Origin of the sequence: Uniformispora flossi (genome assembly GCF_049534875.1) — a bacterium.
In the GTDB taxonomy this organism is placed as follows: domain Bacteria; phylum Actinomycetota; class Actinomycetes; order Streptomycetales; family Streptomycetaceae; genus Yinghuangia; species Yinghuangia aomiensis.
Window position 1 is genome coordinate 421312 of record NZ_JBMULZ010000004.1, and the last position, 25825, is coordinate 447136.

Consider the following 25825-nt stretch of genomic DNA (forward strand, 5'->3'; position numbering starts at 1 on the left):
ATGACGTAACTTCAGGTCATGATCGAAGCTGAGCCGCCCACCGGACTGACCTCGCAGGAGGTCGCCGAACGGGTCGAGGCGGGACAGGTCAACGACGTCCCGGCGCGGTCCAGCCGCGGCACCGCGGACATCGTCAAGGCCAACGTCTTCACCCGGTTCAACGCCATCATCGGGACGCTGTTCGTCGTGATCATGGTGTTCGGCGAGCCCGCGGACGGCCTGTTCGGCCTGGTCATCGTGGCCAACACCGCCATCGGCATCATCCAGGAGCTGCGCGCCAAGAAGACCCTCGACGCGCTCGCGGTCGTCGGCGAGGCCAAGGCGCGCGTGCGCCGCGACGGCCGCACCACCGAGGTCACCCCCCGCGACCTGGTGCTCGACGACGTCTGCGAGATCGGCTCCGGCGAGCAGGCGGTCGTCGACGGCGTCGTGGTCGCCGCCGAAGGCCTGGAGATGGACGAGTCGCTGCTGACCGGCGAGTCCGACCCGGTGCACAAGCGCCCCGGCGACCCGGTCATGTCCGGCAGCTTCGCGGCGGCCGGAAACGGCGCCTTCCGCGCCACCAAGGTCGGCCGCGACGCCTACGCGGCCCAGCTCGCCGAGGAAGCCAGCCGCTTCACCCTGACCAGCTCCGAGCTGCGGTCCGGACTCGACCGCATCCTCAAATACGTCACCTGGATCATGGTCCCGGTCGCGGTCCTGCTCCTCGTCAGCCAGCTCCGCAGCAGCAACTCGTTCGCGGGCGCCATGACCGGCATGGTCGCCGGCGTGGTGACGATGGTCCCCGAGGGCCTCATGCTGCTCACCTCGGTCGCCTTCGCCGTCGGCGTGATCCGGCTCGGCCGCCGCCAGTGCCTCGTCCAGGAACTGCCCGCCATCGAGGGCCTCGCCCGCGTCGACGTCGTGTGCTGCGACAAGACCGGCACGCTGACCGAAGGCGGCATGGACGTCGGCGAGATCCGCACCCTCGACGGCGACCTGCCGGTCAAGGACGTGCTCGGCGCCCTCGGCACCGCCGACCCGCGGCCCAACGCCAGCCTCCAGGCCATCGTCGACGCCTGCCCCGCCCCGGAAGGCGAAGGCTGGCGCGTCACCGCCGTCGAACCGTTCTCCTCCGCCCGCAAGTGGAGCGGCGCCACCTTCGCCGCACACGGCTCGTGGCTGCTCGGCGCCCCCGACGTCCTCCTCCGACCGGGCACGCCGCTCCTCTCCGACGTCGACGAACTCGGCTCCCAAGGCCTGCGCGTGCTGCTCCTCGCGCAGGTGGACGGCGCGCTGTCCGACGACGCGGCGCGCTCCGCCACCCCGGCCGCCCTGGTCGTCCTGGAGCAGCGCCTCCGGCCCGACGCGGCGGACACCCTGCGGTACTTCCACACCCAGCAGGTCGCCACCAAGGTCATCTCCGGCGACAACGCGGTGGCCGTCGGCGCGGTCGCCGGCAAGCTCGGCCTGGACGGCGCCGACCACCCCGTCGACGCCCGCACCCTGCCCGCCGACCAACCCGAACTCGCCCGGAAGCTCGACGACAACACGATCTTCGGCCGGGTCACCCCGCAGCAGAAGCGGGCGATGGTGTCGGCCCTGCAGTCGAACGGGCACACCGTCGCGATGACCGGCGACGGCGTCAACGACGTCCTCGCCCTCAAGGACGCCGACATCGGCGTCGCCATGGGCACCGGCAGCGCGGCCACCCGCGCGGTCGCGCAAATCGTGCTGCTCGACGACAAGTTCGCCAGCCTCCCGTCGGTGGTCGCGGAAGGCCGCCGGGTGATCGGCAACATCGAACGGGTCGCGAACCTGTTCCTGTCGAAGACCGTCTACTCGCTGCTGCTGTCGCTGCTCATCGGCGTCGTGAGCCTGCCGTTCCCGTTCCTGCCCCGGCACCTCACGCTCATCGGCACCCTCACCATCGGCACCCCCGCGTTCTTCCTCGCACTCGCCCCCAACAACGAGCGCGCCCGGCCGGGATTCGTGGAACGCGTGCTGCGGTTCGCGATCCCCTCGGGCATCGTCGCGGCCGCCGCCACGTTCACCACCTACGCCATCGCCCGGGTGGCCGGCGAATCCAGCCTCGACCAGGACCGCACGGCGGCCACCATCACGCTGTTCATGGTCGCCATGTGGATCCTGGCGATCGTCGCGCGGCCCTACACGTGGTGGAAGATCCTGCTGATCGCCGCGATGGGACTCGGCTATGTGCTGGCGCTGTTCGTGCCGTTCCTGGCCGACTTCTTCGCGCTGTACCCCGACGACCTGCCGAACTGGGGCATCGCGGTCGGCATCGGCGGTATCGGCATGGCCGTCCTGGAACTCGGCTGGCACGTCTCCGGCTGGATCGACCGCTACCGGCCGGAACACGGGAACGCGAACGGCACGCACCCGGAACGCAAGGGCCCGGCCCACGCGAAGCCGCGCAAGCCGGGCGCCAGGACGTAGCAGCAGCCGAAGCCGCTACAGGGGGTTGTCGAAGTCGCGTTCCGCGTCCAGCAGCGGGGCGAGCGACGGGTCGGCCAGCAACTGCGCGACCTCGAAGCGGCGGTGCCACTCCCCCGCCGCCCACGCCAGCCCGCGGGCCAAGCCCTCGAACGTGGTCGCGTGGACCTCGCCGTCGAGGTACCGCCACTCGGCTTCCAGCTCGGCCGCGTCCGGACCGGCGACCAGGAGCTCGCCGTGCTCCACATATTCCGTCGGAGCACCCGCCAGCGCCGCCTGCACCGCGTCGGGCACCGGGTGCCGCACGCCGAGGCTCAGCACCGCACCCGGCACCACCTCGGACACCAGCGGAAGCTGCAGCAGCTCGGCGAGCGCGGAGGCCTTGTCCGGGCGCACCGGCAGGATCGCCCACGCCGGGTCGTCGGCGAGCAGCGCGGCCAGGTCGGGGGCGTCGGCGACCGCGGCGGAACTCGCCTCGACCACGGTCAGCCGGCCCGCGACGACCGCACGCACCTCGTGCGGGGCGTCCACGCGGTCCATGTCGACGTCCGCCAGCGCCGTGTAGAGCAGCCGCAGTTGGTCGCGCTCGACATCGTGCGAGCGCTTGGCGAGCCGGTCGAGCAGCTCGTCCGGGCCGCCCGGTTCGGCGAGCAGCGCGGCAAGCGTGGTGCGGACGCCGAGGGCGCGCAGGAACACGTCGTCCAGGTGCGAGTCGACCTCGTCGTACAGCCCGTGCAGCGCCGGGTCGGCGCCCGCGGCGAGCAGCCCGGCGGGCGGGCGGCCGTCGAGCACCGGGTGCCCGCGCAGCCACCACGCGGTGTAGGACGGGATCTCGGCACGGCTGCCGTCCGGCAGCAGCGCGTACGCCGGGTCCACCACGGCGGCGCGCAGCGGCGGCGCGGCCAGCACGTCGAGCGCGTCTTCCCAGGCCTCGTCGGCCACCAGGTCGAGGTCCCGGACCGCGGTGAACGTGGCGAGCACCGGCGGCACTTCGGGGTCGGGCAGGTGGTCGAGGACGTCGTCGAGCCAGTCGGCTTCCAGGTCGAGGTCGTGTTCGCAGGCGTCGTGGTCGAGGACCACGTCGTCCTCGGCGACCAACCCGAACGAGTCGAGTACGCCGACCGCGCGCAGCACGTCGGCGCCCCACCGCTCGACCAGTTCCGGGTCGGCGACGCCGAGCGTCCCGGGCTCGACGAGCGCGGTGAGGGTGCCGCCGGGCAGCATCAGCTCGCCGGCCGGGACGAGTTCGCCCTGGTCGTCGGGCAACGGCAGTTCGGCGAGCCACGGTTCGTCGCCTTCGGCGAGGTGCGCGGCGCGGACGAGTTCGAGGACGGCGTCGGTGAACGCGTCCGGGTCGTCGTGGTCGTCGACGTCCGTGACCCCGGCGCGCACCGCCGGGTCGGCCAGGACGGTGCGCGGCGCCGCGGGCACCGCGCCGAGGCGTTCCAGCAGCGGGTGCACCGCGTCAGGGTGCACGATCCGCAGGTCGAGCGGGGCGAGCACGGCGGGCTTGGGGGTGTCCGGGCCGGGCAGCAGCAGGTGGCGCGGGCCGCGCACCAGACGGCCGTCGGCGAGCGGGACGGGCAGCGCGCCGAGGGCGTCGCGGTCGGCCGGGTCGAGTGCCCCGTACAGGCCGTGCCACCACTCCGGCTCGCGGTCGAGCGCGGCGAGCTGGTCGACCACCTCGGCGAGCGGCAGCCGCCGCACGGCCAGCGCGCGCAGCGCGGGCGTCTTGTCGAGGCCGGCGGGCAGCAGGCCGGGCAGGACGGGGGCGAGCGCGGCGACGAGCGCGGGGCCGGCGCCGTCGAGCAGGACGGCGTCCCGGGGCCGCTGCGCGGCCGGCAGGTCCGCCGCGGCCTCGGCGGGCTCGGCGGGCTCGGCCGCGGTGGCGCCGCGCGCGGCGAGCGGCAGGAACGGGGTCTCCGCGAGCCGGGCCAGGATGGCGCGGCGCAGCAGCGCGTCGAGTTCGCCTTCCGGCGCGGGGGCGGGCACCAAGGCGAGCAGGTCGCGCCGGAACGGACCCGGCCAGTCGCGCAGCAGCGCGGCATACGCGTCCGCGGCGCGCTCCACGAGGTGGTCGCGCAGCGGACCGGGGGCGACGTGCCGCCGCGTGCTGTCCAGCGGGAACGTGGCGACGAGCAATGCGGGCAGGCCCAGCGGTTCGTCGGACGGGGTCGGGGCGTGCACGACCGGTTTGACCGCCACGGGTCCGGCGGCGGCCGCGCCGGTGTCGGCGCGCCACGTCGCGGCGGGCGCGGTGAGCGGCAGCGGGGCGCCGGTGTCGTCCACCGGGATGGCCCACAGCACCGACCAGGCGCCGCGCAGCCGCTCCTCGGTGGGGCGGTCGGCGAGCAGCGCGGCGTCCAGCGGTCCGCCCGCGGTGCCGAGCCGCCAGCGGGTGTCGCGGCCGCGGTCGGCGACCACGACGAGGCCGTCCTCGTCCCGGCGAGTGAGCACGCGGACGCCGTCGGCGGTGTCCACGACGATCTCGGCCAGGCCGGGCAGGGTCAGCAGGAGCGCGTCGTCGATCTCGGCGAGGAGCCGGTCGGCGAGGTCGGCGGCGGGCCCATCGCGCAGCGGCAGCACGACGGCGGTGTCGTAGCCCTCGGGCGGGGTCCCGTCCGCGGGCAGCGGCAGCCGCAGCACCGGCACGGCGCCGTCGCGGCGCGCCACCTCGGCGGCGATCTCCGGGATCCCGGCGGCGAGTTCGCGGGCCTCGCGGAGCGACCAGCGCACCCCGCCGGGGGCGGACAGCACGGCCGGCTCGTCGGTGACCGCGAGGACCGCGGCGAAGCCCACGCCGAAGCGCCCGACGGTGGCGGGGTCGGCGTCGCGTTTCGCGGAGGCGCGCAGCGTGGACAGCGCCAGGACGCCGTCGGCGTTCAGCGGGTCGCCGGTGTTGGCGGCGGTCAGCACGCCGTCGCGGAGCGTCAGCCGCAGGCGGCCGGGGACGCCCGCGCGGACCGCGGCGTCGGCGGCGTTCTGCGCCAGCTCGACCACCAGGCGGTCGCGATACCCGCCCAGGGCGAGTTCCTCTTCGGCGTTGGCGTCCTCACGAAAGCGCGCAGGCTGCGCGGCCCACGCGTCCAACACGGCGCGGCGCAGTCCGCCTGTGGCGAAGGTGTCCTCGGTGCCCATGGCGACAACCCTGCCCGCACTGGGGGGTCGAGTGCCAAATCCGCACGGAGACGGAGCCGGAGAGAGCCGGGCACAACCGGCAAACTCCGCCCGCTCCGGGCCCGGCGGGGCCGGATCCGGAGCGTGGCGGGGCGTGCGTCGGGAGCGGCTTACGAGCGGCTCACGAGTGACCGAGTTCCTCGGCCGGCTCGGCGGCGTCCACGGAACCGGCCTCGTGGTGCACCCGCACCGGCTCGATCTCGTAGTCGTCGACGACCGGCTCGGCGGCCGGCGGCACGGCGGGCATGACGGCGGCCTCCGAGTGGCCGCCGCAGCCGAAGCCGAGCGACACCATGTGGCCGTCGGCGGGCGCGTACTCGTTGGCGCACACGCCGAACGCCTGGCCGAGCGGCCCGCCGATGCGGATGAGGAACCCGCACGTCACGCACTGCGCCGGGGCGGCCTGCGCCATCGGCGTACGGACGCCGAAGTGCTCCTCCCAGCGGTCCGCGGCCAGGTCCAGGCCGAGCGGCGACAGCACCCGCTGCCGGCCGAGGCCCAGCTCGTTGGCGAGCGACGCGGGGCCGAACCCGACGGGGTCGGCGAGTTTCTCGGGCGGCTCGTCGGCGCCGGAGAAGCCGGGCTCGAGGCGGTCGTCGTCCTCCTTGGTCGGCAGCAGGTCGCCGACCCCGAGGTCGCCGGGCCTGAGCCGGTCGCTCCATGGCACCCACTCGGGGGCGAGGAGCGCGTCGGGACCGGGCACCAGCACGGTCTCGTCTACGGTCACCAGTTTGGCGCGCGGCGCTCGGGCGACGGTCACCGCCCAGCGCCAGCCGTGGTAGGCCTCCTCTCGGCAGGCGAAGAAATGCGTGACGACGCGGTCACCGTCCACCTGGAGGCTCAGGTGCTCGCCGACCCGCCCGCGGCCGGCGACTTCCTCCACGGCGGCAAGGGCGAGTTCGACCGCTTCCGCGCACAGGCGGTCAGGGATTCGACTACGGATCGGGGCACTCACGAGAGTGATTCTCTCTCAACCGCCGGGCCCGATGGCGAGGGCTACCCTCAAGAGGCGCAGATTGCCCCTGCCAAGGCCGCAACCGGCGGGCTTCTTCGGCGTGTCACCGATGATGCAACCCGGTCCCGACCGGGCAGGATGCACACCGAGCTGCACAGTTTCAGTCATCTCAGATTTCATCTCCGACTCCGAGGGACAGCCGAAGGAATGGGCGCGGTGCGGACGCGAGGCGAAGCACGGAGCGGCGGCGTACGGGTACGCGGCAGCAGCGCGGCCGGCACCGGCCGCACCCGCCGGATGGCCGCCTGGTTCGGCGGCCTGCCCGCGAACCTGGCCCGGAAGTTCCGCCGCGCGTCGCATTCCAAGGGCGCGGGCGAGAGCGGCCTGGGCAACCTCATCGAGCTGCACGCGCTCAACAACGCGGGCGACGCGCTGGTCACGATCTCGCTCGCCACCACGGTGTTCTTCTCCGTGCCGACCGGGCAGGCGCGCGACCGGGTGGCGCTGTACCTGCTGATCACCATGGCGCCGTTCGCGCTCATGGCGCCGATCATCGGGCCGCTGCTGGACCGCCTGCGGCGCGGCCGCCGGTTCGCCATCGCGCTCACCATGCTGGTGCGCGCGGGGCTCGCGTACGCGATGGCCGGGTCGATCGAGGACGGCGGGATCGAGCTGTATCCGGAGGCGTTCGCCGTCCTGATGACGTCGAAGGCCTACGGCGTCACTCGCAGCGCCGTCGTCCCGCGCCTGCAACCGCGCTCCATGTCGCTGGTCAAGGTCAACTCGCGGATCACCTTGTTCGGCCTGATCGGCACCATGCTGGCGGCACCGGTGGCGGGCGGCCTGAAGGCGACCGCCGGAACCGCCTGGATCATGTACACCGCGGCCGTGGTGTTCCTCTTCGGCGCCATCCTGTCGTTCACGCTGCCCGCGAAGGTCGACTCGCCGGAGGGTGAGGACCGAGCCTCGTTCACCGGCGAGGCGGCGGGCGTCGACCACGAGTCGTCGTTCCCGCGGCCGCGCCGCGAGGGCAAGACGGTCGCCGACAAGCTCGGCTCGAAGGGCAAGGGGAAGCGGCGGCTGCGCAGTGTCGGCCCGTCTGTGGTGCTCGCGCTGTGGGCCAACGCGGCCTTCCGCGCCTTCTCCGGCTTCCTGATCATGTTCCTCGGCTTCCTGCTGCGCGAGGAGCCGATCGGCGGCTACGACGGCAAGAAGGCGCTCGCCGTCGTCGTCGTCGCAGCAGCGGTCGGCAACGCGGTCGGCACCGCGCTCGGGGCGTGGCTGAAGTCGAAGGCGCCCGAGGCGATCATCGCCGGGACGCTCGCGGTGGCCGCCGCGTCGGCGGTCATGGCGGCCATCGCCTACGGCCTGCCGACGGTGTGCGGGGTAGCCGCGGTGGCGGGTCTCGCGCAGGCACTCGGCAAGCTGTCGCTCGACGCGATGATCCAGCGCGACATTCCCGAGGAAGTGCGCACGTCTGCCTTCGCACGGTCGGAGACCGCGCTGCAAATGGCGTGGGTGATCGGCGGCGGCGTCGGTATCGCGCTGCCGCTGAACGGCACGCTCGGCATGAGCATCGCCGCGTCGGTCCTGCTGCTCACCCTGCTGACCGCCGGACGGCGGCTCACGACGCGCCGGGGGCGCCCGACGAGGTCCCCCGGCTTCCGGGTACGCAGCGGCAGGTAACCTTCGGATCATGATGAACCGCCGCCGCACCGCCGCCGTCGCGGGTGTCGCCGCTCTCGGGGCGTTCGCCCTGACGGGCTGCGGCCTCTCCAAGCCGTCCGCTCTGGTCACCGTGGTCAGCGGGACCGAGTCGGTGCACGCCGAAGCGCGTTGCAAGAACGTCGGCACCGACCAGGCCAAGGCCGACGCGTGCGCCACGCCGGATTCCGAGGGCCTCAAGAAGCCGACCGTGCTGAAGGTGTCCGAGGGTGCCGACGTGGGCGTCGGTGTGGACACGTCGGTCAAGGACCACAGTTGGCAGGTCATCGTCGGCAGCCAGGCCGGACCGATCATTACGGACAAGACGTACTACCAGGGCTTCCGGGTGCCGGTCGGCACGTTCGAGCAGACGGACCAGAACGGCAAGAAGGTCAAGTCGCTGCCGGTCGCGGTCATCGAGTACGGCAAGGACGAGACCGCGAACAAGGTCTGGCTCTTCTCGCTCGAAAAGAAGTAACCCCCTCCCGTGCGGATCCTGATCGTCACCGCCGTGCCCGCCGAGCGCGATGCCGTGCTCGCGGGCGGCGCCTTTCCGCACGTCGACGTGCTGGCCGCCGGCGTGGGTCCGGCGGCGGCCGCGGCCGGGACCGCGGCGGCGCTGTCGCTCGCGCCCTACGACCTGGTGCTGAGCGCGGGCATCGGCGGCGGCTTCGCCCCGGCCGCGCCGCTCGGCGCGCTGGTGGTCGCGACCTCGATAACGGCGGCGGATCTGGGCGCGGAAACGGCCGACGGTTTCGTGCCGGTCGACGAACTCGGCTTCGGCACCGTGCGCTACGACGTCGACCCGGAGTTGTCCGCGCGGATCGCCGCCGCGGCGCGCGGCGTGCTCCCGCAGGTGGTCGAGGGCCCGGTCCTCACCGTGTCGACGGTGACCGGCAGCGCGGCGCGCGCGGCCGAGCTGACGGCGCGTCACCCGGGAGCGGCGGCGGAGGCCATGGAGGGCTTCGGGGTCGCCACCGCGGCGGCCGCGGCGGGACTGCCGGTCGGCGAACTGCGCACCGTGTCCAACGCGGTGGGTCCGCGGGACCGGGCGGCGTGGCGGATTCCCGGCGCGCTGACGGCCTTGGGCACGGCCATGGCGGCGGTGCTGCCGGTACTGGACGAAAGCTGAGCTGAGCGAGGTGGCCGCGTGAGTCTGACGATGGCGTATTCGCCGTGCCCGAACGACACGTTCACGTTCCACGCGTGGACGCACGGCCTGGTGCCCGGCGCACCCGGCGTCGAGGTGCGGTACGCGGACATCGACATCACCAACGGGCTTGCCGAGCAAGGCGCACTGGACATCCTGAAGATCTCCTACGCGGCCCTGCCCTGGGTCCTGGACGAATACGCGCTGCTGCCGTGCGGCGGTGCGCTGGGCCGCGGCTGCGGGCCGCTGGTGCTCACCCGGGACGCGGCGGCGCCGGCCGACCTGGCGGACCGTGTGGTGGCGGTGCCGAGCGAACGGTCCACGGCGTACCTGCTGTTCCGGCTGTGGGCGGCGAAGGCGGTGCCGGGCGGCGTCGGCGAGATCCGGGTGCTGCCGTTCCACGAGATCATGCCCGCGGTGCGCGACGGCGTGGTGGACGCGGGCCTGGTGATCCACGAAGCGCGTTTCACGTTCCAGGAGTACGGCCTGACGTGCCTGGCCGACATGGGCGAGGCGTGGGAGGCGGACACCGGCCTGCCGATCCCGCTGGGCGCGATCGTCGCGCGGCGTTCGCTGGATCTTCCGGCGCTGGCCGCGGCGGCGCGGGCGTCGGTGGAGTACGCGTGGGCGGACCCGGCGGCGTCACGGGCCTACGTGCAGGAGCACGCGCAGGAGATGAGCGCGACCGTGCAGGAGCGCCACATCGGCTTGTATGTCAACGAGTTCACCCGCGACCTCGGCGAAGCGGGCTACGCGGCCGTGCGCGGGCTGCTGACGCGCGCCGCCGACGAGGGCCTGGTCCCGGGCGTGGCCCCCGAACTGCTGGCGTTCCCGGGCCGCTGACGCGGTCCGGGCCGCCGGGTTCAGCTCTCCAGCTGGTCGGCCACCGCGCGCAGGAGTTCGGCGACCTTGTGCGCGGTCGGCTTGTCGGGGTGGCGGCCGCGGCGCAGCGTGTTGGAGACGCCGTCGAGGACCTTGATGACGTCCTCGACGATGACGGTCATCTCGTCGGGCTTCTTCCGGGTGGCGGCGACCACGGACGGGCGAGGGTCCAGCACGCGCACGGACAGCGCCTGCTCGCCGCGGCGGCCTTCGACGATGCCGAACTCGACCCGCATGCCGGGCTTGAGCGAGTCGACACCCTGCGGCAGCGCGGAGGAGTGGACGAAGACGTCGCCGCCGTCGTCCCGGGAGAGGAAGCCGAAGCCCTTCTCGGTGTCGAACCACTTGACCTTGCCGGTAGGCACGGGGGACCTCGATTGTGTCGGGACGTCGCCATCTGGATGGCCCGGGACGGGTAGTTCCATGACGGGGTACGCCAGGTGACGCAGCGGACGCCCCCCGTTCACCCGACCAGGCTAACGGTCGGGACCGACGGGGCATACGGGGATACCCGGCCGGGAACCGCCCGGCGCAGCAAGTACGGTGGACGGGTGAGCACCGTCGAAACTTCCCCCGCAGCGGCCCCCGCGGTCGGCCGGGCCGACCTGGCGATCCGGGTCGGCGCGATCGTGTTCGCGGTCGGCACGCTGGCCGTCCTGGTCACGCTGACCCCGTTCCTCATCGGCGCGCACCCGCTGCCGCGCGCCGTGTATCTGCTGAGCATGCTGATGCCGCTCGGCTTCGCCCTGGCGATGGGCGGGCTGTTCGCCGCCGCGCGCGGCCAGCGCCGCAAGCTGCCCGCCTAGCAACCCGCCTGCCGGAAACCCGGCCTGCCCGAGCGCCTGTCGGACAGCTTGGCTGACGCCCCGTCAGCCGCGTTTCGGCCACGCTGCGTCACGCCGCGCGGCATCGACACGTGTCGACACGCGCACGTTGTCATCGTCTATTGACAAGCGCTCTTAACGATGGGAAGTTCGCGGCACCGGAACCCCCGGCGAACCGAAACGCACAGACCTGTACGTCGATCTCCGATGATCCACAAAGGGCGAACGCGGACGGCGCCGCACGCCCTGTCCCTTGCGGCGTGGGGCCACGGCCGGGGCGCGGCCCCACGCCCACAAAGGGCAGGACCGGACATCGACTCGCCGTGCGCCTGGCCCGTGCGGCCGGCGGCCGACCGCCCTTCCACGCGACCGGCGCGCGCCTTTTCGCGGCGAATGTGCAACACCCCACATCCCACCAGGCTTTGCCAGGGCGTTTAGGTTAACCTAACCTAATTCCGTGGCAGCCCAGGGAATCCGCGAGCGGACGACGCTGCGCCGGACCGGGTTCCTGGTCGCGGCGCTGCTCGTGCTGGTCGTCGCGGCCTTCCTCTCCCTCGCGGTCGGCAGCCGCCACATGTCGCTCGGCACCGTCTGGTCGGCGCTGCTGCACGGCGGCGACAGCCCCGACGCGGTCGTCGTCCGGTCGATGCGCGTGCCGCGCACCGTCGTCGGCATCGCGGTCGGCGCGGCGCTCGGCCTCGCCGGCACCGTCATGCAGGGCCTCACCCGGAACCCCATCGCGGAGCCGGGCATCCTCGGCATCAGCACCGGCGCGGCGGTCGGCGTGGTCACCGCGATCGCGGTATTCGGCGTCGGATCACTCACCGGCTACGTATGGTTCGGCCTCGCCGGGGCGCTCCTGACCGGTGTGGCGGTCTACGCGGTCGCCTCGCGCGGCCGCGGCGGCGCCACCCCCGTCAAACTCGCCCTCGCCGGGCAGGCCCTCGCCGCATCGCTCGGCGCCGTCGTCACCGGGATCCTGACGACCGATCAGCGCACCCTCGACGAGTACCGGTTCTGGCTCGCCGGGTCGCTGTCCGGCCGCACCGCCGACGTCGCCTGGCAGGTCCTGCCGTTCCTCGCCGTCGGCGCGACGCTGGTGATCGCCGTCGCGCGCGGCCTGGACGCGCTCGCCCTCGGCGACGACGTGGCCGCCGGACTCGGCCGCAACGTCGCCGCCATCCGCATCGTCGGCGGACTCGGCGCGGTCGTGCTGACCGGCGCCGCGGTCGCCGCCACCGGGCCCATCGCCTTCGTCGGCCTCGCCGTCCCGCACGCCGCCCGCGCCCTGGTCGGCACCGACCACCGCTGGGTCCTCGCGACGTCCGCGGTGCTCGCCCCCGCGCTCCTGCTGGTCTCCGACGTCATCGGCCGGGTGATCTTCCCGCCCGCCGAGGTCGGCGTCGGCGTGATGACCGCGCTGCTCGGCGTGCCCGTCCTGATCCTGCTGGTCCGCCGACGCCCGGTGGCCGCCGCATGACGGACCTGACCACGCGCCCCGAGCCGGGCGCCGCGAAGCCCGCCGAGCCGCCGTCCCGGCCATCCGGCCGGCCCCGGCCCGCGGGGCACGGCCTGCTGCGGCACCGCCGCGCGTCGTTCCTCGTGCACCGGCGGTCCGCGGTCGTCGCGGGCGTGCTCCTCCTGCTGCTCGCCGCCGCGTTCGTCACCGCGCTGTGCGTCGGCGAGACCTACGTGTCCCCCCTCGACGCGCTGCGTTCGGTCTTCGGGGTGCCCAACGACAACGACTTCGTCGTCGGGACGCTCCGGCTCCCGCGCGTCGTCACCGGCGTCCTGGTCGGCCTCGCGTTCGGCGCGGCCGGGTCGCTCATCCAGACCGTCGCCCGCAACCCGCTCGCCAGCCCGGACGTCATCGGCATCACCCGCGGGGCGGGCGCCTGCGTCGTCGGATTCCTCGTGCTCGGCGGCATGAGCAGCGGCGACATCCCGTACGCGGCCCTCCTCGGCGGCATCGGCGCCGCCGCACTCGTCTACCTCCTCGCGTGGCGCCGCGGCCTGCAGGCCCAGCGCTTCGTGCTCATCGGCGTCGGCATCTCGCTGGCCCTGGTGAGCGTCACCAACATGCTCCTCACCAAGGCCGACGTGGTGCTCGCGCAGCAGGCCAAGGTGTGGATGTCCGGCAGCCTCAACGGCCGCGGCTGGGACTACGCCGAACCCCTCGCGCTGACCCTGCTCGTGCTGCTGCCGTTCCTCGCCTGGGCCGGACGCGCGCAGCGCACCGCCGGGTTCGACGACGACACCGCCACGTCGCTGGGCATCCGCCTGGGCCGCACCCGCCTCGGGCTCGCCGTCATCGGCATCGTCCTCGCGTCCGCGGCCACCGCCGCCGCGGGCCCCGTCGAGTTCGTCGCCCTGATGGCCCCGCAGGTCGCCCGGCGGCTCGCCCGCACCCCGCAGATCCCCCTGGTGTCGTCGGCGCTCGTCGGCGCGCTCATCGTGTGCGTCGCCGACATCGGCGCCCGCCTGCTCTTCTCCCCCACCGAACTGCCGGTCGGCGTGGTCACCGCCGCGATCGGCGGCCCCTACCTGCTGTGGCTGCTCACCCGTTCCCGGACCGGAGGTGCCGCATGACCGTGACTGCCGACTCCCCTGTCGACACGCACGCGGAAGCCCCCGCCGCCCGCCGCGAACTCTCCGCACGCGGGCTGCGCCTGGCCTACGAAGACCGCATCATCGTCGAGGACCTCGACCTCGACATCCCGGCCGGCGCCGTCACGGTCGTCGTCGGGCCCAACGCGTGCGGCAAGTCGACGACGCTGCGTGCCCTCGGCCGCCTCCTCAAGCCCGCCGCCGGCGCCGTACTGCTGGACGGCGCCGACCTGCGGTCGCTGCCCACCCGCACCGTCGCCCAGCAGGTCGGCGTACTGCCGCAGAGCCCGCAGCCGCCCGAGGGCATCACCGTCGGCGACCTGGTCGCCCGCGGCCGCCAGCCCCACCAGCGCTGGTGGCAGCAGTGGTCGCGCGACGACGAAGCCGCCGTCGAGGACGCGATGCGCCGCACCGACGTCACCGACCTCGCCGACCGCTACGTCGACGAACTCTCCGGCGGCCAGCGCCAGCGCGTCTGGATCGCCATGGCCCTCGCCCAGGGCACCGAGATCCTGCTGCTCGACGAGCCCACCACCTTCCTGGACATCTCGCACCAGGTCGAGGTCCTCGACCTGATACGCGAACTCGGCGAGGAAGGCGGCCGCACCACGGTCGCCGTACTGCACGACCTCAACCAGGCGTGCCGGTACGCCGACCACCTCGTGGCCATGCGCGCGGGCCGGATCGTCGCGCAGGGCGCGCCGTCCGACATCGTCACCGCGGAACTGGTCGGCGAGGTCTTCGGCCTGGACTGCGTCGTCGTGCCGTGCCCGGTGACGGGCGCGCCGATGATCGTGCCGGGAGCGCCAGGGGTGCGGAAGTCCGGGTCGGAGTCGGAGTCCGCGAAGGACGGGGCGGACACGTCGGACGGCTGAGCCGTTCCGCGCTGCCCGTCTCACCTGCTCACCTGCCGCGTCTGTTCTGCGTGCGGCAACTGCTGTCCCTGTTGCTCCTTCTACGACTGCTGCGCCTGCTCCACCTGCTTCACCTGTTCGATCCGCGTTGCCTGCCCGATTCGCCCCGCTCGACTCGCACACACGCTCGTTCGCACAAACGTTCCTGCCGTGCCGCACTCGTCGGCGCACCGCATGGACCAGGAGCCGCCCGATGAACCCACCGGTGAGTTCGACCGCCCCCGCCGCCCCCGCCGCCGCCCCGGCCCGGGGTGCGAACCGCTGCGCCGCCGTCACCCGTGCGCTCGGCGAAGCGGTGCTCGGCAGCGCGCCCGAGACCTGCGACGCCTGGCTGGTCGTCGAACACCCGGGCCCGTGGCCCGCCCACGGTCTGCCTACGGATGTCCCCGCGGACGTCGCGGAGTTCATCGAACGGCTGCCCGCGTACCGGATCCGCCCGCAGCTCGTGCGCCGCCCCGGAAACCGCCGCCCGGTGCCCCCGCACCAGGTCTACGTCGCGTACTCCGGCGGCCCGCACGGCGCCCCGGTGTGGATGGAGCAGCGCGAAGTCGCCGACCTGCGCGAACTGCTGGACCTCGACGTCGCCGCGGTGTCGCGCGGCGAGCGCCCGAACTGGGGGACGGAGCACCGCGAGCCGGTCCTGCTGGTGTGCACGCACGGCAAACGCGAGCCGTGCTGCGCGCAGTTCGGGCGGCCCACCGTGCGCACGCTGCACGCGGCCTACGGCGAGCCGGTGTGGGAGACCACGCACGTGGGCGGCGACCGGTTCGCCGCCAACCTCGTGGCGCTGCCGCACGGGAGTTACCACGGTCTGGTGACCGAGCCTGTCGCGGCGAAGGTCGGCGCGGCGTGCCTGCGCGGCGAGGTGGACCTGGCGCATTACCGCGGGCGGATGGGCCTGCCGCACGCCGCGCAGGCCGCCGAGTGGTTCGTGCGCAGCCACACCGGCATCCTCACGGTCGAGGCGGTGCGCACGCTCGGCCACGTCGAGCGTGCCGACGGCGGCACGACGGTCGATCTCACCGCGGCGGGACGGATGTTCCGGGTGACGGTGCGCACGGCGCGCAGCGGCTGCCCGCGCCTCACGTCGTGCTCGCAGGGCTCGGTGACGGACCCGGACGGATTCGTGCTCGACGAACTGCGGGAACTCTCGGCGCCTGCCAGGTGATCCGCGGGCTACTCGGCATCGGGCGCTTGCGTCCGCAGCAGTTTGAACAGCAGGTAGACGGCTGCCGCGGCTCCCGCTATCCGCGGGATCGCGGGCAGCAACTCCTCGAAGCGGTGCACGGCCTGAGACCGCGTCAGGTCCACGCCCGCGTGGCCGGTGGCGCGCAGCCACATCGCGGTCACGAACGCCGCGACGGTCACCGACGGGAGGACGTACGCCGCCATGCGCTTGTCGTCGCCGGCCCACACCCCGGACGTGAAGACGACCAGCAGCCCTATCACCACGACCACCACGGAGCCGACCATCGCACCGACCGCGATCAGCACGATCGCCATCAGCTCCCGCGCGGAAGCGCGCATCGGAATACGGCGCACCGGCTCCGGCCCGACGATCTCGCCGCCCTCCCAGTCGGAGCTGCCCTCCGGCAGGATCCCGATCGGGTAGGCGGGCCAGCCGATGAGCCCGTCGCCGAGCGGCGCGATCGGCTTGGCCTCCAATCCGTCGCCGTCCGAGCCGTCGCGCTGCGACGGCACCGGGCTGGCGTCCGGCCGGAACCCGATCTGCGCGGCGATCGTCGCCCGCGACCCCCGCGAATAGCCGGCGGTCTCGCCGAGCCCCGCCCCGGCCAGCGCATTGTGCGCGTCGTAACTGGGCGCCCGCAGCACCTCGTTCGCGACCACGGCCTCGGGCGACCCCATCCGGGCCAGGATCGTCCGCACCTGCGACGGATTGTCGGAACTCGCCCGCTCCCGCTCGCTGTTGATCTGCGTACGCAGCCGGTCGACGAGCCGGGCCCGGTCGGCCGGCCGCAGCTTCCGCTGCGCGGCATCGCCGACCTGCCCCAGGTATTCCAGGACCAGACGGTCGCTCTCGAAATCCATTGCCGGCCCCCTGATCACCCGGACAGAACCGGGAACGAGCTTACGGTCCGGAGCGTGAGCCCTACGATCCCTTACCCCGATCCGATGACCCCGATCCGATGACCCCGATCCGATGACCGCGATCCGGCACCTCCCGCCACCGATCATCCTGGTGCTCACCTTCGCCTCCGACGCTCTAACGTTGTGGGGATGACCATGTCGACCGAGACCGCCACCGAGACCGCCGGATCACCCGGGGGCCCGCGGACGCTCGCCGAGGACTTGCGCCGCCGCAGCGACGACGAACTCGGCGCGCTGCTCCGCGCCCGCCCGGACCTGGTCACGCCCGTCCCGGTCGACTTCACCCAGCTCGCCACCCGCGCCACCACCCGCGCGTCGGTGTCCCGCGCGCTGGAGCGCCTGGACCGGTTCGCCCTGCAGGTCGTCGATGCCGCCGTGGTGCTCCCCGACGGCTTCCGGTTCGCCGACCTCGCCGCGCTGGTGGGCCCCGAAGTGCCGCAGCTGCCCGGCGCCGTCGCCGAGCTGCGGACCCGGGCGCTGCTGTGGGGCCCCGAGGACGCTCTGCGCGTGGTCCGCACCGTGCGCGACCTGGCCGGCGCCGCCCCGGCCGGGCTCGGCCCCGCCCTCGCCTCCGCGCTGTCCGCGACCGGCCCCGCCCGGCTCCAGGAGCTGCTGTCCGCGCTCGGCCTTCCGCCCACCCCGGACGCGGTGACCGCGATCGCCGAGATCGGTGCCCTGTTCGCCGACGCCGACGCCCTGCGCGCCCTTCTCGCCGAGGCCCCGCAGGCCGCCGAAGTGCTGGAGAAGCTGGTCTGGGGCCCGCCCACCGGCAGCGTCCGCGGCGCCGACCGGCCGGTGCGGGCCGACGAGGCGAGCAGCCCCGTCGAGTGGCTGCTGGCGCGGGCGCTGCTGGTGCCCGCAGGGCCGCAGACGGTGGTGCTGCCGCGCGAGGTCGCGCTGACGCTGCGCGGCGGCCGGGTGCACCGGCAGCTCGAGCCGGAGCCGCCCGAGTTGGCGGTGACCCCGCGCGATCCCGAACTGGTCGACGCGGCGGCGGCCGGGGCGGCCTTCACCGCGGTGCGGCGGATCGAGGACCTGCTGGAGGCGTGGAGCGCGGGCGGGCCGCCGGTGCTGCGCGCCGGAGGCCTCGGCATGCGCGACCTCAAGCGTGCCGCGGTGACGCTCGACGTCCCCGAACCGGAGGCCGCGCTGTGGCTGGAACTCGCCTACGCGGCCGGGTTGGCGGCGGGCGACGGCGAAGCCGACGAGCGGTGGCTTCCCACTCCGGCATATGACACCTGGCGGGCCCGCCCGACCGCGGAACGCTGGTCGGTGCTGGCCGGGGTGTGGCTGGAGACGACCCGTGTCCCGGGCCTGGTCGGCACGCGCGACGACAAGGACCGCCCGGTGAACGCGCTGGGCCCCGGCGTGGACCGCACCGCCGCACCCGATGTGCGGCACGCGCTGCTCGGCCGCCTCGCCGGCCTCGCCCCCGGCAGCACGGCGCCCGCCGCCGACCTGCTCGCCGATCTGGCCTGGCACCGCCCGGTGCGGACCGCGCGGCTGCGGTCCGAGCTGGCCGACCGCACGCTCGTCGAGGCGGAGCTGCTGGGCGTGACCGGGCGCGGTGCGCTGAGCGCCGCGGGCCGGGCGCTGCTCGGCGGGGACCTGCCGCGGGCCGCGTTGCTGCTGGAGCCGCTGCTGCCGACGCCGCTCGACCACGTGCTGCTGCAGGCCGACCTGACCGCGGTCGCGCCGGGCCCGCTGGTGGTGGAGTTGGCGCAGGAGCTGCACATGGCCGCGGACGTCGAGTCCACGGGCGGTGCGACGGTGTACCGGTTCAGCGAGCCATCGATCCGCCGCGCGCTGGACTCCGGACGGACGGCCGCCGACTTGCACCGGCTGTTCGCCACGCACTCCCGCACGCCGGTGCCGCAGCCGCTGACCTACCTGGTCGACGACGTGGCCCGGCGGCACGGCCGGCTGCGCGTCGGCGCGGCGTCGGCCTACCTGCGGTGCGACGACGAGGCACTGCTCGGCGAGCTGCTGGCCGACCGCCGCGCGCACGGGCTGCGGATGCGGCGGCTCGCACCGACGGTGGTGGCCGCCGAGGCGGCACCGGACGCGGTCCTGTCGATGCTGCGCCAACTCGGATACGCGCCGATGGCCGAGTCGGCGACCGGCGACGTCGTGGTGACCCGCCCGGACGCGCTGCGGACCCCGCCGCGGTCGCTGCCGCCGCGCGTCGCCGGGGAGCCGCCCGCGCCGGGCGGGACGCTGGTCGCCGCCGCGGTGACCGCGATCCGCGCCGGGGACCGCACCACCGCGGGCCGCGGCCGGGGGGCGGGGGACGCCGAGGCGCCCGCCGAGCTGCCGCGCACCTCGGCGGCGGAGACGCTGCTGGCGTTGCAGTCCGCGCAGGCGGAGCGGCGTCCGGTGTGGATCGGCTACGTCACCCGCGAAGGCCGGGCCACGCAGCGCATCATCGTGCCGCTGGGTCTGGAGGGCGGTTTCGTGACGGCGCAGGAGCAGACCGTCGGCGAACTCCACACCTATCCGCTGCACCGGATCACGGGCGTCGCGCCGGTGGAACCGGGCGACGACGAAGCCTGAGCGCGGCCGGGGGAAATCCCGGCCGCCGCCTCACATCTCCCGGCGCCCGATCCGCCACACCGACAGGCCGAGCAGCGTGCCGGTGATCATGAGCGCGACCGCGGCCGGTCCGGCGTAGCTGCCCGGTTCATGGCCGTCGAGCAGGCCGATCTCGACGGAGCTGAGCTTGTCCGGGGACCAGCCGCGCAGCGGCTTCCACAGGCGCGGCAGCGGCGACACGATCAGCGCGATGAGGGCCGTGCCGAACAGGGCCACGGGGCGGCGCAGGAACGCGGCGGCGCCGGCCACCAGGCTGAGCGCCATGAGCAGGTAGATGGTCGAGAAGAAGATCCCGTACAGCATGAGGTCGGTGCGGACGGGGCCGAACAGCCAGCGGATTTCCGCCCACACGATGACGGACGCGACGAGGTTCGCCAGGCACACCGCGCCCGCGCACACCGTCCAGCGGGGCAGGACGAGCTGCCAGGGTTTGCAGGTGCGGGTGCGGTAGAACGCGGCGAGGCCGGGCCGGTGGTCGACGGCGAGGGCGGCCGCGCACATGCCGAGCGCGACGAGCAGGCCGATCTGGCCGGACACGCCGACGTAGGAGGTCATCGCCGCGTCGGCGGTGAGGTCGGTCGGCACGTCGACGCCGTCCGCGCCGAGCGCGGACAGGATCGAGTTGATGTGCCGGACGATGATCGGCCCCGCGCTGCCCAGCACCGGGTAGGCGATGAACAACAGGAGCCAGCGCTTGGTGCGGACGACGCGCAGGACTTCGAGGCGCCACAGTCCGAGGGGACGGCGGCGGCGGACCGCGGCGGCCGCGGCGGCGGTGCGCGCGTACCGGGTCCCGGCCACCGCCGGGGCGTCGGCGCGCACGTCGGCGGCGGCCGTGTCGGAACGGCTGGTCATCGGGCCGCCCCGGTGATGGACAGGAACGCGCTCTCCAGGTCCGATTCCTCCGGTCCGACGGAGATGACGCGGGCGCCGCTGCGGTCGAGCACGCCGAGGATGTGCCGTTCGCCGTCCTCGACGGTGCGCGCGTGCACCCGGACCAGGCCGGGGCGGACCGACGAGACGCGGACCACCCAGTCCTCGGCGGCGAAGGTGCGGCACAGTGCGGCGCCGTCGTCGCGGAGCCGGATGAGCCAGGTGGGGCGCACGTGTTCGGCGACGAGTTCGGCGACCGGGCCCTGGTAGAGCAGGCGGCCGGCGCGCAGCACGCCGACGTGGTCGCAGACCCGCTGCACGTCGGCCAGGATGTGGCTGGAGAACACCACGGTGGTGCGGCCGCGCATCCCGGCGACCAGGTCGAGGACTTCGGCGCGGCCGCGCGGGTCGAGCGCCGAGGTGGGTTCGTCGAGGATCATCAGGTCGGGTTCGCCGACCAGGGCGGCGGCCAGGCCGAGACGCTGGGTCATGCCGCGCGAGAACGAGCCGACCCTGCGGTCGGCGGCCTCGACGAGGCCGGCGCGGTGCAGCGCGTTTTTGACGTTCTCCGGGCGCAGGTCCGGGTTGACCAGGCGGCCCGCCAGTTCGACGGCTTCCTCGGCGTCGAGCCAGGGTTCGAACTCGGGCACGTCGGTGCAGACCGCGACGCGGTGCGCCGGGACACCGAAGACGACCTCGCCGGAGTCGGCGCGGCGCAGGCCGTTGATGAGCGACAGCAGGGTGGTCTTGCCGGCGCCGTTGGGCCCGACCAGTCCGTACACGCAGCCGCGCGGCACGACCAGCCCCACGTCGAACACGCCGGTGCCGCGGCCGTAGTCGCGGGTCAGCCCGTGCGTACTCAACGCGGGACCTGGGTCGGAGGCCGCAAGGGGGTCGGAGGGTACCGGCCGCGGCAGGAAATGCGCCATTGAATATCCAGAGTAAAAGCGGGTGCCTCGGCCGTGGTTCCTCCCTAGGGATGGCTCTCCCGCTCATCCCTGCGCAGTACGGTGCAAGACGGCTGCTACCCGGGGGGAATATCGCCGGTCCGGATCGGTTTTCGGCCGGTTTCCGCGCCGGTTCCCGCCGGGCGCCCGGCCCCGCTCGGCGCCGCGCAACGGGCCGCCGGTCCGGCGGGCGGAACACCCGGGCTCCCGGAGTGGTTCACACTTGTTGTCCGCCGTTCGCCGTAAGGAAGGTCCGCGTGGCTCAGCCGACATCCGGCCCCCTGATCGTCCAGTCCGACAAGACCCTCCTCCTGGAGATCGACCACGAGGCCGCCGCCGAGTGCCGCAGGGCCATCGCGCCGTTCGCCGAGCTGGAGCGCGCGCCCGAGCACGTGCACACCTACCGGCTGACGCCGCTCGGCCTGTGGAACGCGCGCGCCGCGGGCCACGACGCCGAGCAGGTCGTCGACGTGCTGCTGCGCTACTCGCGCTACCCGGTGCCGCACGCGCTGCTGGTCGACGTCGCCGACACCATGGGGCGGTACGGCCGCCTCACCCTCGCCAAGCACCCCGCGCACGGCCTGGTCCTGACCACGACCGACCGCGCGGTCCTCGAAGAGGTGCTGCGCAGCAAGAAGATGGCACCGCTGGTCGGCAACCGGGTGGACCCGGACACCGTGGCGGTGCACCCGTCCGAGCGCGGCCAGATCAAGCAGGTGCTGCTCAAGCTGGGCTGGCCCGCGGAAGACCTGGCCGGGTACGTGGACGGCGAGGCGCACCAGATCGACCTGGCCGAGGACGGCTGGCACCTGCGCCCGTACCAGCTGGAGGCCGTGGAGGGCTTCTGGCACGGCGGTTCGGGTGTCGTGGTGCTGCCGTGCGGCGCCGGCAAGACGCTCGTCGGCGCGGCGGCGATGGCGACCGCGAAGGCGACCACGCTGATCCTGGTGACCAACACGGTCTCGGCGCGGCAGTGGAAGGCCGAGCTGGTCAAGCGGACGTCGCTGACCGAGGACGAGATCGGCGAGTACAGCGGCACCCGCAAGGAGATCCGCCCGGTCACGATCGCCACGTACCAGGTGGTGACGACGCGCCGGAAGGGCGTCTACCCGCACCTGGAGCTGTTCGATTCGCGGGACTGGGGCCTCATCGTCTACGACGAGGTGCACCTGCTGCCCGCGCCGATCTTCCGGTTCACCGCCGACCTGCAGGCCCGGCGGCGGCTCGGCCTGACCGCGACGCTGGTGCGCGAAGACGGCCGCGAAGGCGACGTGTTCTCGCTGATCGGCCCGAAGCGGTACGACGCGCCGTGGAAGGAGATCGAGAACCAGGGCTACATCGCGCCCGCGGACTGCGTCGAGGTGCGGGTCACGCTGACCGACGCGGAACGACTGGCGTACGCGACGGCCGAGCCGGAGGAGCGCTACCGGTTCTGCGCGACCACCGCGACCAAGACGCGGGTCACCCGCGAACTGGTGGAGAGCCATGCGGGCGAGCAGACGCTGGTCATCGGCCAGTACATCGACCAGCTCGACGAACTCGGCGAGACGCTGAACGCCCCGGTCATCAAGGGCGAGACCCGCAACACCGAGCGGGAGCGGCTGTTCGAGGCGTTCCGGCAGGGCGAGATCTCCGTGCTGGTGGTCAGCAAGGTCGCCAACTTCTCGATCGACCTGCCGGAGGCGGCGGTCGCGATCCAGGTGTCCGGCTCGTTCGGGTCGCGCCAGGAGGAGGCCCAGCGCCTCGGCCGGGTGCTGCGCCCGAAGGCGGACGGCCGCGCGGCGCGCTTCTACTCGGTGGTGGCGCGGGACACGATCGACCAGGAGTTCGCCGCGCACCGGCAGCGGTTCCTGGCCGAGCAGGGCTACGCGTACCGCATCGTCGACGCCGACGACCTGCGCGGCGGCGAGCTTCCGGACGAGGTTTCCTGAGAGACGGACCGGACGGGCGGGACGGCAGAGATGCCAGGGACGGCAGGGACGGCAGGGACGGCGGTCAATCGACGCCGTCCTTGCCGAGGATCGCGACTTTCAGCCCGGTGACGGCGAAGATCGCCGCGCCGCGCACGGTGAGCGCGGCGATCCGGCCGGTCCGGGCGAGGACGCTTTCGTGGGCCCGGCCGGACGCCGCGGCGTCCGGGCCGAGCGGGGCGGACAGAGCGTGGGAGTGGAATACGGTCACCATGTCCACAACGTTAGGTTTCCCCGCATAAGGGGCGCGTCGGCACCGGGTCGCCAATCGGGGTAGGCCGCGGGGATGACACCCCCGACCCGGCCTCGGGGACGCCCTCGGGGTCGGCCCCGGGGCCCGGACGCGCATCGGATTCCGCGCCGGAATCGGTTTGCCCGCCCCGGAGCGCCCGCCTAAGCTGGCCTGCTTCCGCTGCCGCGTAACCGCACTGCCCGCGAGGGTTGGGCGCCGGCGCCACGCCGCCCGGTCGGAATCGGTCGGCGACCCCGCTGCCGCTACCGCACCCGGAGCCCGCATGCCCGCGTTCGAAACGGACCCCGCCCCCTACGCCGGCGACGGCCTCGCCCCCGACGCCCGGTCGGCCGACCTGCCCGACACCGAGGCGGACCCCGAAGCCGCACTCGCCGCGGAACAAGCCCACCTGGCCGCGGCCCGCACGGCCCTGCGCCGCATGCGCGAGGAGACCGAGGCGCTCGACCTCCGCGACGTCGGCGGCAACGACGTCTCCAACAAGCTCGTGCACAGCCTGATCCAGGCCCGCATCGCGGCCCTCGCCGACCACGCGCACGCCCCGCTGTTCTTCGGCCGCGTCGACGGCCGCTTCGCGGACGCCCCCGACGTGTCCACCGGCACCGCGCCCGTCGAGGTCGCCGCCGATCCGACGCGACCCGTCGAACGCTTCTGGATCGGCCGCCGCCATGTGCACGACCACCTCGGCGACCCGATGGTCGTCGACTGGCGCGCCCCGGTGTCGCGGTCGTTCTACCGCGCCACCCGCATCGAACCGCTCGGCGTGGAGCTGCGCCGCCGTTTCGGCTGGACCGGCGGCGACCTGACCGCGTTCGAGGACGAGCACCTCACCGACCGCGACGAGACCGACCGCGCGAGCGCGATCCTGGCCGCGGAGATCGAGCGCCCGCGCGTCGGCCCGATGCGCGACATCGTCGCGACCATCCAGCCCGAACAGGACGAGATCGTCCGCGCCGACCTCGGCGACACCGTCTGCGTCCAAGGCGCGCCCGGCACCGGGAAGACCGCGGTCGGCCTGCACCGCGTGGCGTGGCTGCTGTACGCGCACCGCGAGCGGCTCCAGCGCAGCGGCACCCTGGTCGTCGGCCCGAACCGGTCGTTCCTCGACTACATCCAGCAGGTGCTGCCCGCGCTCGGCGAGGTCGAGGTCGGGCAGACCACCGTCGAGGACCTCGTCGGCCGCGTCGCGCGCGTACCGGTCAAAGCCCCCGACGACCCGGACCGGGGGCGGCTCAAGGGCGACGCGCGGATGGCCGAGGTGCTGCGCTGCGCGGTGTGGTCCGGTGTCGCGATGCCGGCCGAGTCGCTGCTGGTGGTGCGGGGTTCGCGGCGGTGGCGGCTGCCCGCGTACGAGATCGAGGAGGTCGTGACCGCGCTGCGCGGCCGCGACGTCCGGTACGGCGCCGCCCGCGACATGCTGCACCAGCGCCTCGCGCACGCGGTGCTGGTGCAGATGGAACGCGCCGGCGAGTCCCCGGACGACCGGGTGCAGGACGCGGTGGCGCGGTCCAAGCCGGTGCGCGACGTGGTCAACGCGGTGTGGCCGGCCGTCGATCCGGCGAAGCTGGTGCTGCGGCTGTTCTCCGACCCGGAGTTCCTGGCCGCGAACGCGGACGGCATCCTCACCACCGAGGAACAGGCGCTGCTGCTGTGGGAGAAGCCGGCCCGCGGGGTCGGTTCGGCGAAGTGGACGCCCGCGGACGCGGTGCTCATCGACGAGGCGGCCGACCTGGTCGCGCGGACACCGAGCGTCGGCCACGTCGTCGTCGACGAAGCCCAGGACCTGTCGGCGATGCAGTGCCGCGCGATCGGCCGCCGCTGCACCACGGGTTCGGCGACCGTGCTCGGCGACATCGCGCAGGGCACCACGCCGTGGGCGGCCGCCGACTGGGCCGAGACGCTCCGGCACCTCGGGCACGAGGGCGCCCGTGTCGAGGAGTTGACCCAGGGCTTCCGGGTGCCGCGCGAAATCCTCGACTTCGCGAGCCGCCTGCTCCCGCACATCGCCCCCGGCCTGGCCCCCGCGTCGTCGGTTCGCGAGGCGCCCGGGTCGCTCACCCTGAACCCGGCCGACGCGGCGGACTTGGACACCGCGGCGGCCGCCGACGCCCGGGTCCTGCTCGGTCTGGAAGGCTCGGTCGGCCTGATCGCCGCCGACGCCCGCATTCCGGCGCTGGCCAAGGCGCTCGCCGAAACCGGCACCGATTTCCGCGAGTTGGGCGCCGACACCGCGACCGAGTCGCGGCTCAACCTGGTCCCGGCGAGCCTGGCCAAGGGCCTTGAGTTCGACCACATCGCGGTCGTCGAACCGGCGGAGATCGTCGAAGCCGAACCGCAAGGCCTGCGACGGCTGTACGTCGTGTTGACCCGCGCCGTCTCCGGCCTGGTGGTCACGCACAGCCGCGCACTCCCCGACGAACTCGCCGCCTGAACCGGAC

20 protein-coding genes are annotated in these 25825 nt (G+C 73.9%); 13 read left to right on the top strand and 7 right to left on the bottom strand.

The window, feature by feature from the left end:
* Positions 1-18: 18 nt before the first annotated feature.
* The gene (locus ACPA54_RS11765) at positions 19-2436 is read left to right on the top strand and encodes an HAD-IC family P-type ATPase (RefSeq protein WP_423528723.1); all 2418 of its coding nucleotides are present in this window, start codon (positions 19-21) and stop codon (positions 2434-2436) included.
* Positions 2437-2451: 15 nt separating this feature from the next.
* On the opposite strand, the gene ACPA54_RS11770 is transcribed toward ACPA54_RS11765, so the two are convergent.
* A complete protein-coding gene (locus ACPA54_RS11770) occupies positions 2452-5571 on the bottom strand; it encodes a sacsin N-terminal ATP-binding-like domain-containing protein (protein WP_423528725.1) in 3120 nt (1039 codons plus the stop codon).
* Positions 5572-5731: 160 nt separating this feature from the next.
* Positions 5732-6574 (bottom strand): DUF3027 domain-containing protein, encoded by an 843-nt coding sequence (locus ACPA54_RS11775; protein ID WP_345677204.1) that lies wholly within the window; start codon positions 6572-6574, stop codon positions 5732-5734.
* Between the two features lie 198 nt (positions 6575-6772).
* On the opposite strand from ACPA54_RS11775, the gene ACPA54_RS11780 reads away from it, so the two are divergent.
* From ACPA54_RS11780 to ACPA54_RS11795, 4 genes are read left to right on the top strand one after another with little or no spacing between them, the layout of a single operon-like run.
* On the top strand, positions 6773-8251 hold the full coding sequence (locus ACPA54_RS11780) for an MFS transporter (protein ID WP_423528727.1): 1479 nt from the start codon (positions 6773-6775) through the stop codon (positions 8249-8251).
* A 10-nt stretch (positions 8252-8261) separates the two neighbouring features.
* The gene (locus tag ACPA54_RS11785; RefSeq protein WP_423528728.1) at positions 8262-8747 is read left to right on the top strand and encodes a hypothetical protein; all 486 of its coding nucleotides are present in this window, start codon (positions 8262-8264) and stop codon (positions 8745-8747) included.
* Between the two features lie 9 nt (positions 8748-8756).
* Positions 8757-9401, top strand: a complete 645-nt coding sequence (locus ACPA54_RS11790) for a futalosine hydrolase (RefSeq protein WP_423528730.1) — start codon at positions 8757-8759, stop codon at positions 9399-9401.
* Positions 9402-9431: 30 nt separating this feature from the next.
* Positions 9432-10262, top strand: a complete 831-nt coding sequence (locus tag ACPA54_RS11795; protein WP_423529005.1) for a 1,4-dihydroxy-6-naphtoate synthase — start codon at positions 9432-9434, stop codon at positions 10260-10262.
* A 20-nt stretch (positions 10263-10282) separates the two neighbouring features.
* Here ACPA54_RS11795 and ACPA54_RS11800 read toward each other — a convergent pair whose 3' ends face one another.
* The gene (locus ACPA54_RS11800) at positions 10283-10666 is read right to left on the bottom strand and encodes a cold-shock protein (RefSeq protein ID WP_345677063.1); all 384 of its coding nucleotides are present in this window, start codon (positions 10664-10666) and stop codon (positions 10283-10285) included.
* A 186-nt stretch (positions 10667-10852) separates the two neighbouring features.
* Between ACPA54_RS11800 and ACPA54_RS11805 the strand changes: the two genes are divergently transcribed.
* The 5 genes from ACPA54_RS11805 (at position 10853) to ACPA54_RS11825 (ending at position 15814) form a co-directional block, all read left to right on the top strand.
* Positions 10853-11107: a hypothetical protein gene (locus tag ACPA54_RS11805; RefSeq protein ID WP_345677064.1), complete on the top strand. Its 255-nt coding sequence runs from the start codon at positions 10853-10855 to the stop codon at positions 11105-11107.
* Positions 11108-11582: 475 nt separating this feature from the next.
* Positions 11583-12605 (top strand): FecCD family ABC transporter permease, encoded by a 1023-nt coding sequence (locus ACPA54_RS11810; RefSeq protein ID WP_423528733.1) that lies wholly within the window; start codon positions 11583-11585, stop codon positions 12603-12605.
* Positions 12602-13714, top strand: coding sequence for a FecCD family ABC transporter permease (locus tag ACPA54_RS11815; protein WP_423528735.1), 1113 nt, complete (start codon positions 12602-12604; stop codon positions 13712-13714). The genes ACPA54_RS11810 and ACPA54_RS11815 overlap by 4 nt, the downstream gene beginning before the upstream one ends.
* Positions 13711-14607, top strand: coding sequence for an ABC transporter ATP-binding protein (locus tag ACPA54_RS11820; protein WP_423528737.1), 897 nt, complete (start codon positions 13711-13713; stop codon positions 14605-14607). The genes ACPA54_RS11815 and ACPA54_RS11820 overlap by 4 nt, the downstream gene beginning before the upstream one ends.
* A gap of 232 nt (positions 14608-14839) precedes the next feature.
* Complete coding sequence (locus tag ACPA54_RS11825) at positions 14840-15814, top strand: sucrase ferredoxin (protein WP_423528739.1); 975 nt, start codon at positions 14840-14842, stop codon at positions 15812-15814.
* Positions 15815-15822: 8 nt separating this feature from the next.
* Here the strand turns inward: ACPA54_RS11825 and ACPA54_RS11830 are convergent, their stop codons facing one another.
* Positions 15823-16695, bottom strand: a complete 873-nt coding sequence (locus ACPA54_RS11830; protein ID WP_423528741.1) for a hypothetical protein — start codon at positions 16693-16695, stop codon at positions 15823-15825.
* A gap of 189 nt (positions 16696-16884) precedes the next feature.
* Here ACPA54_RS11830 and ACPA54_RS11835 point away from each other — a divergent pair, with 189 nt between their 5' ends.
* Positions 16885-19308, top strand: coding sequence for a helicase-associated domain-containing protein (locus ACPA54_RS11835; RefSeq protein ID WP_423528742.1), 2424 nt, complete (start codon positions 16885-16887; stop codon positions 19306-19308).
* A gap of 30 nt (positions 19309-19338) precedes the next feature.
* Here the strand turns inward: ACPA54_RS11835 and ACPA54_RS11840 are convergent, their stop codons facing one another.
* Together ACPA54_RS11840 and ACPA54_RS11845 are read right to left on the bottom strand one after the other, a co-directional pair.
* Positions 19339-20202, bottom strand: coding sequence for a hypothetical protein (locus ACPA54_RS11840; RefSeq protein WP_423528744.1), 864 nt, complete (start codon positions 20200-20202; stop codon positions 19339-19341).
* On the bottom strand, positions 20199-21083 hold the full coding sequence (locus ACPA54_RS11845) for an ABC transporter ATP-binding protein (protein WP_423528746.1): 885 nt from the start codon (positions 21081-21083) through the stop codon (positions 20199-20201). The genes ACPA54_RS11840 and ACPA54_RS11845 overlap by 4 nt, the downstream gene beginning before the upstream one ends.
* A gap of 341 nt (positions 21084-21424) precedes the next feature.
* On the opposite strand from ACPA54_RS11845, the gene ACPA54_RS11850 reads away from it, so the two are divergent.
* Positions 21425-23098 (top strand): DNA repair helicase XPB, encoded by a 1674-nt coding sequence (locus ACPA54_RS11850; protein ID WP_423528748.1) that lies wholly within the window; start codon positions 21425-21427, stop codon positions 23096-23098.
* A 64-nt stretch (positions 23099-23162) separates the two neighbouring features.
* On the opposite strand, the gene ACPA54_RS11855 is transcribed toward ACPA54_RS11850, so the two are convergent.
* Positions 23163-23351, bottom strand: a complete 189-nt coding sequence (locus tag ACPA54_RS11855; protein ID WP_345677074.1) for a hypothetical protein — start codon at positions 23349-23351, stop codon at positions 23163-23165.
* A gap of 301 nt (positions 23352-23652) precedes the next feature.
* Here ACPA54_RS11855 and ACPA54_RS11860 point away from each other — a divergent pair, with 301 nt between their 5' ends.
* Positions 23653-25818: a HelD family protein gene (locus ACPA54_RS11860; RefSeq protein ID WP_423528750.1), complete on the top strand. Its 2166-nt coding sequence runs from the start codon at positions 23653-23655 to the stop codon at positions 25816-25818.
* The last annotated feature ends 7 nt before the right edge of the window (positions 25819-25825 follow it).

Coding starts and splice junctions, on each gene's coding strand:
- ACPA54_RS11825 (WP_423528739.1), top strand. CDS start 14,840: ATGAACCCACCGGTGAGTTCGACCGCCCCCGCCGCCCCCGCCGCCGCC.
- ACPA54_RS11860 (WP_423528750.1), top strand. CDS start 23,653: ATGCCCGCGTTCGAAACGGACCCCGCCCCCTACGCCGGCGACGGCCTC.
- ACPA54_RS11785 (WP_423528728.1), top strand. CDS start 8,262: ATGATGAACCGCCGCCGCACCGCCGCCGTCGCGGGTGTCGCCGCTCTC.
- ACPA54_RS11835 (WP_423528742.1), top strand. CDS start 16,885: ATGACCATGTCGACCGAGACCGCCACCGAGACCGCCGGATCACCCGGG.
- ACPA54_RS11820 (WP_423528737.1), top strand. CDS start 13,711: ATGACCGTGACTGCCGACTCCCCTGTCGACACGCACGCGGAAGCCCCC.
- ACPA54_RS11770 (WP_423528725.1), bottom strand. CDS start 5,571: ATGGGCACCGAGGACACCTTCGCCACAGGCGGACTGCGCCGCGCCGTG.
- ACPA54_RS11765 (WP_423528723.1), top strand. CDS start 19: ATGATCGAAGCTGAGCCGCCCACCGGACTGACCTCGCAGGAGGTCGCC.
- ACPA54_RS11795 (WP_423529005.1), top strand. CDS start 9,432: ATGGCGTATTCGCCGTGCCCGAACGACACGTTCACGTTCCACGCGTGG.
- ACPA54_RS11855 (WP_345677074.1), bottom strand. CDS start 23,351: ATGGTGACCGTATTCCACTCCCACGCTCTGTCCGCCCCGCTCGGCCCG.
- ACPA54_RS11830 (WP_423528741.1), bottom strand. CDS start 16,695: ATGGATTTCGAGAGCGACCGTCTGGTCCTGGAATACCTGGGGCAGGTC.
- ACPA54_RS11815 (WP_423528735.1), top strand. CDS start 12,602: ATGACGGACCTGACCACGCGCCCCGAGCCGGGCGCCGCGAAGCCCGCC.
- ACPA54_RS11840 (WP_423528744.1), bottom strand. CDS start 20,202: ATGACCAGCCGTTCCGACACGGCCGCCGCCGACGTGCGCGCCGACGCC.
- ACPA54_RS11780 (WP_423528727.1), top strand. CDS start 6,773: ATGGGCGCGGTGCGGACGCGAGGCGAAGCACGGAGCGGCGGCGTACGG.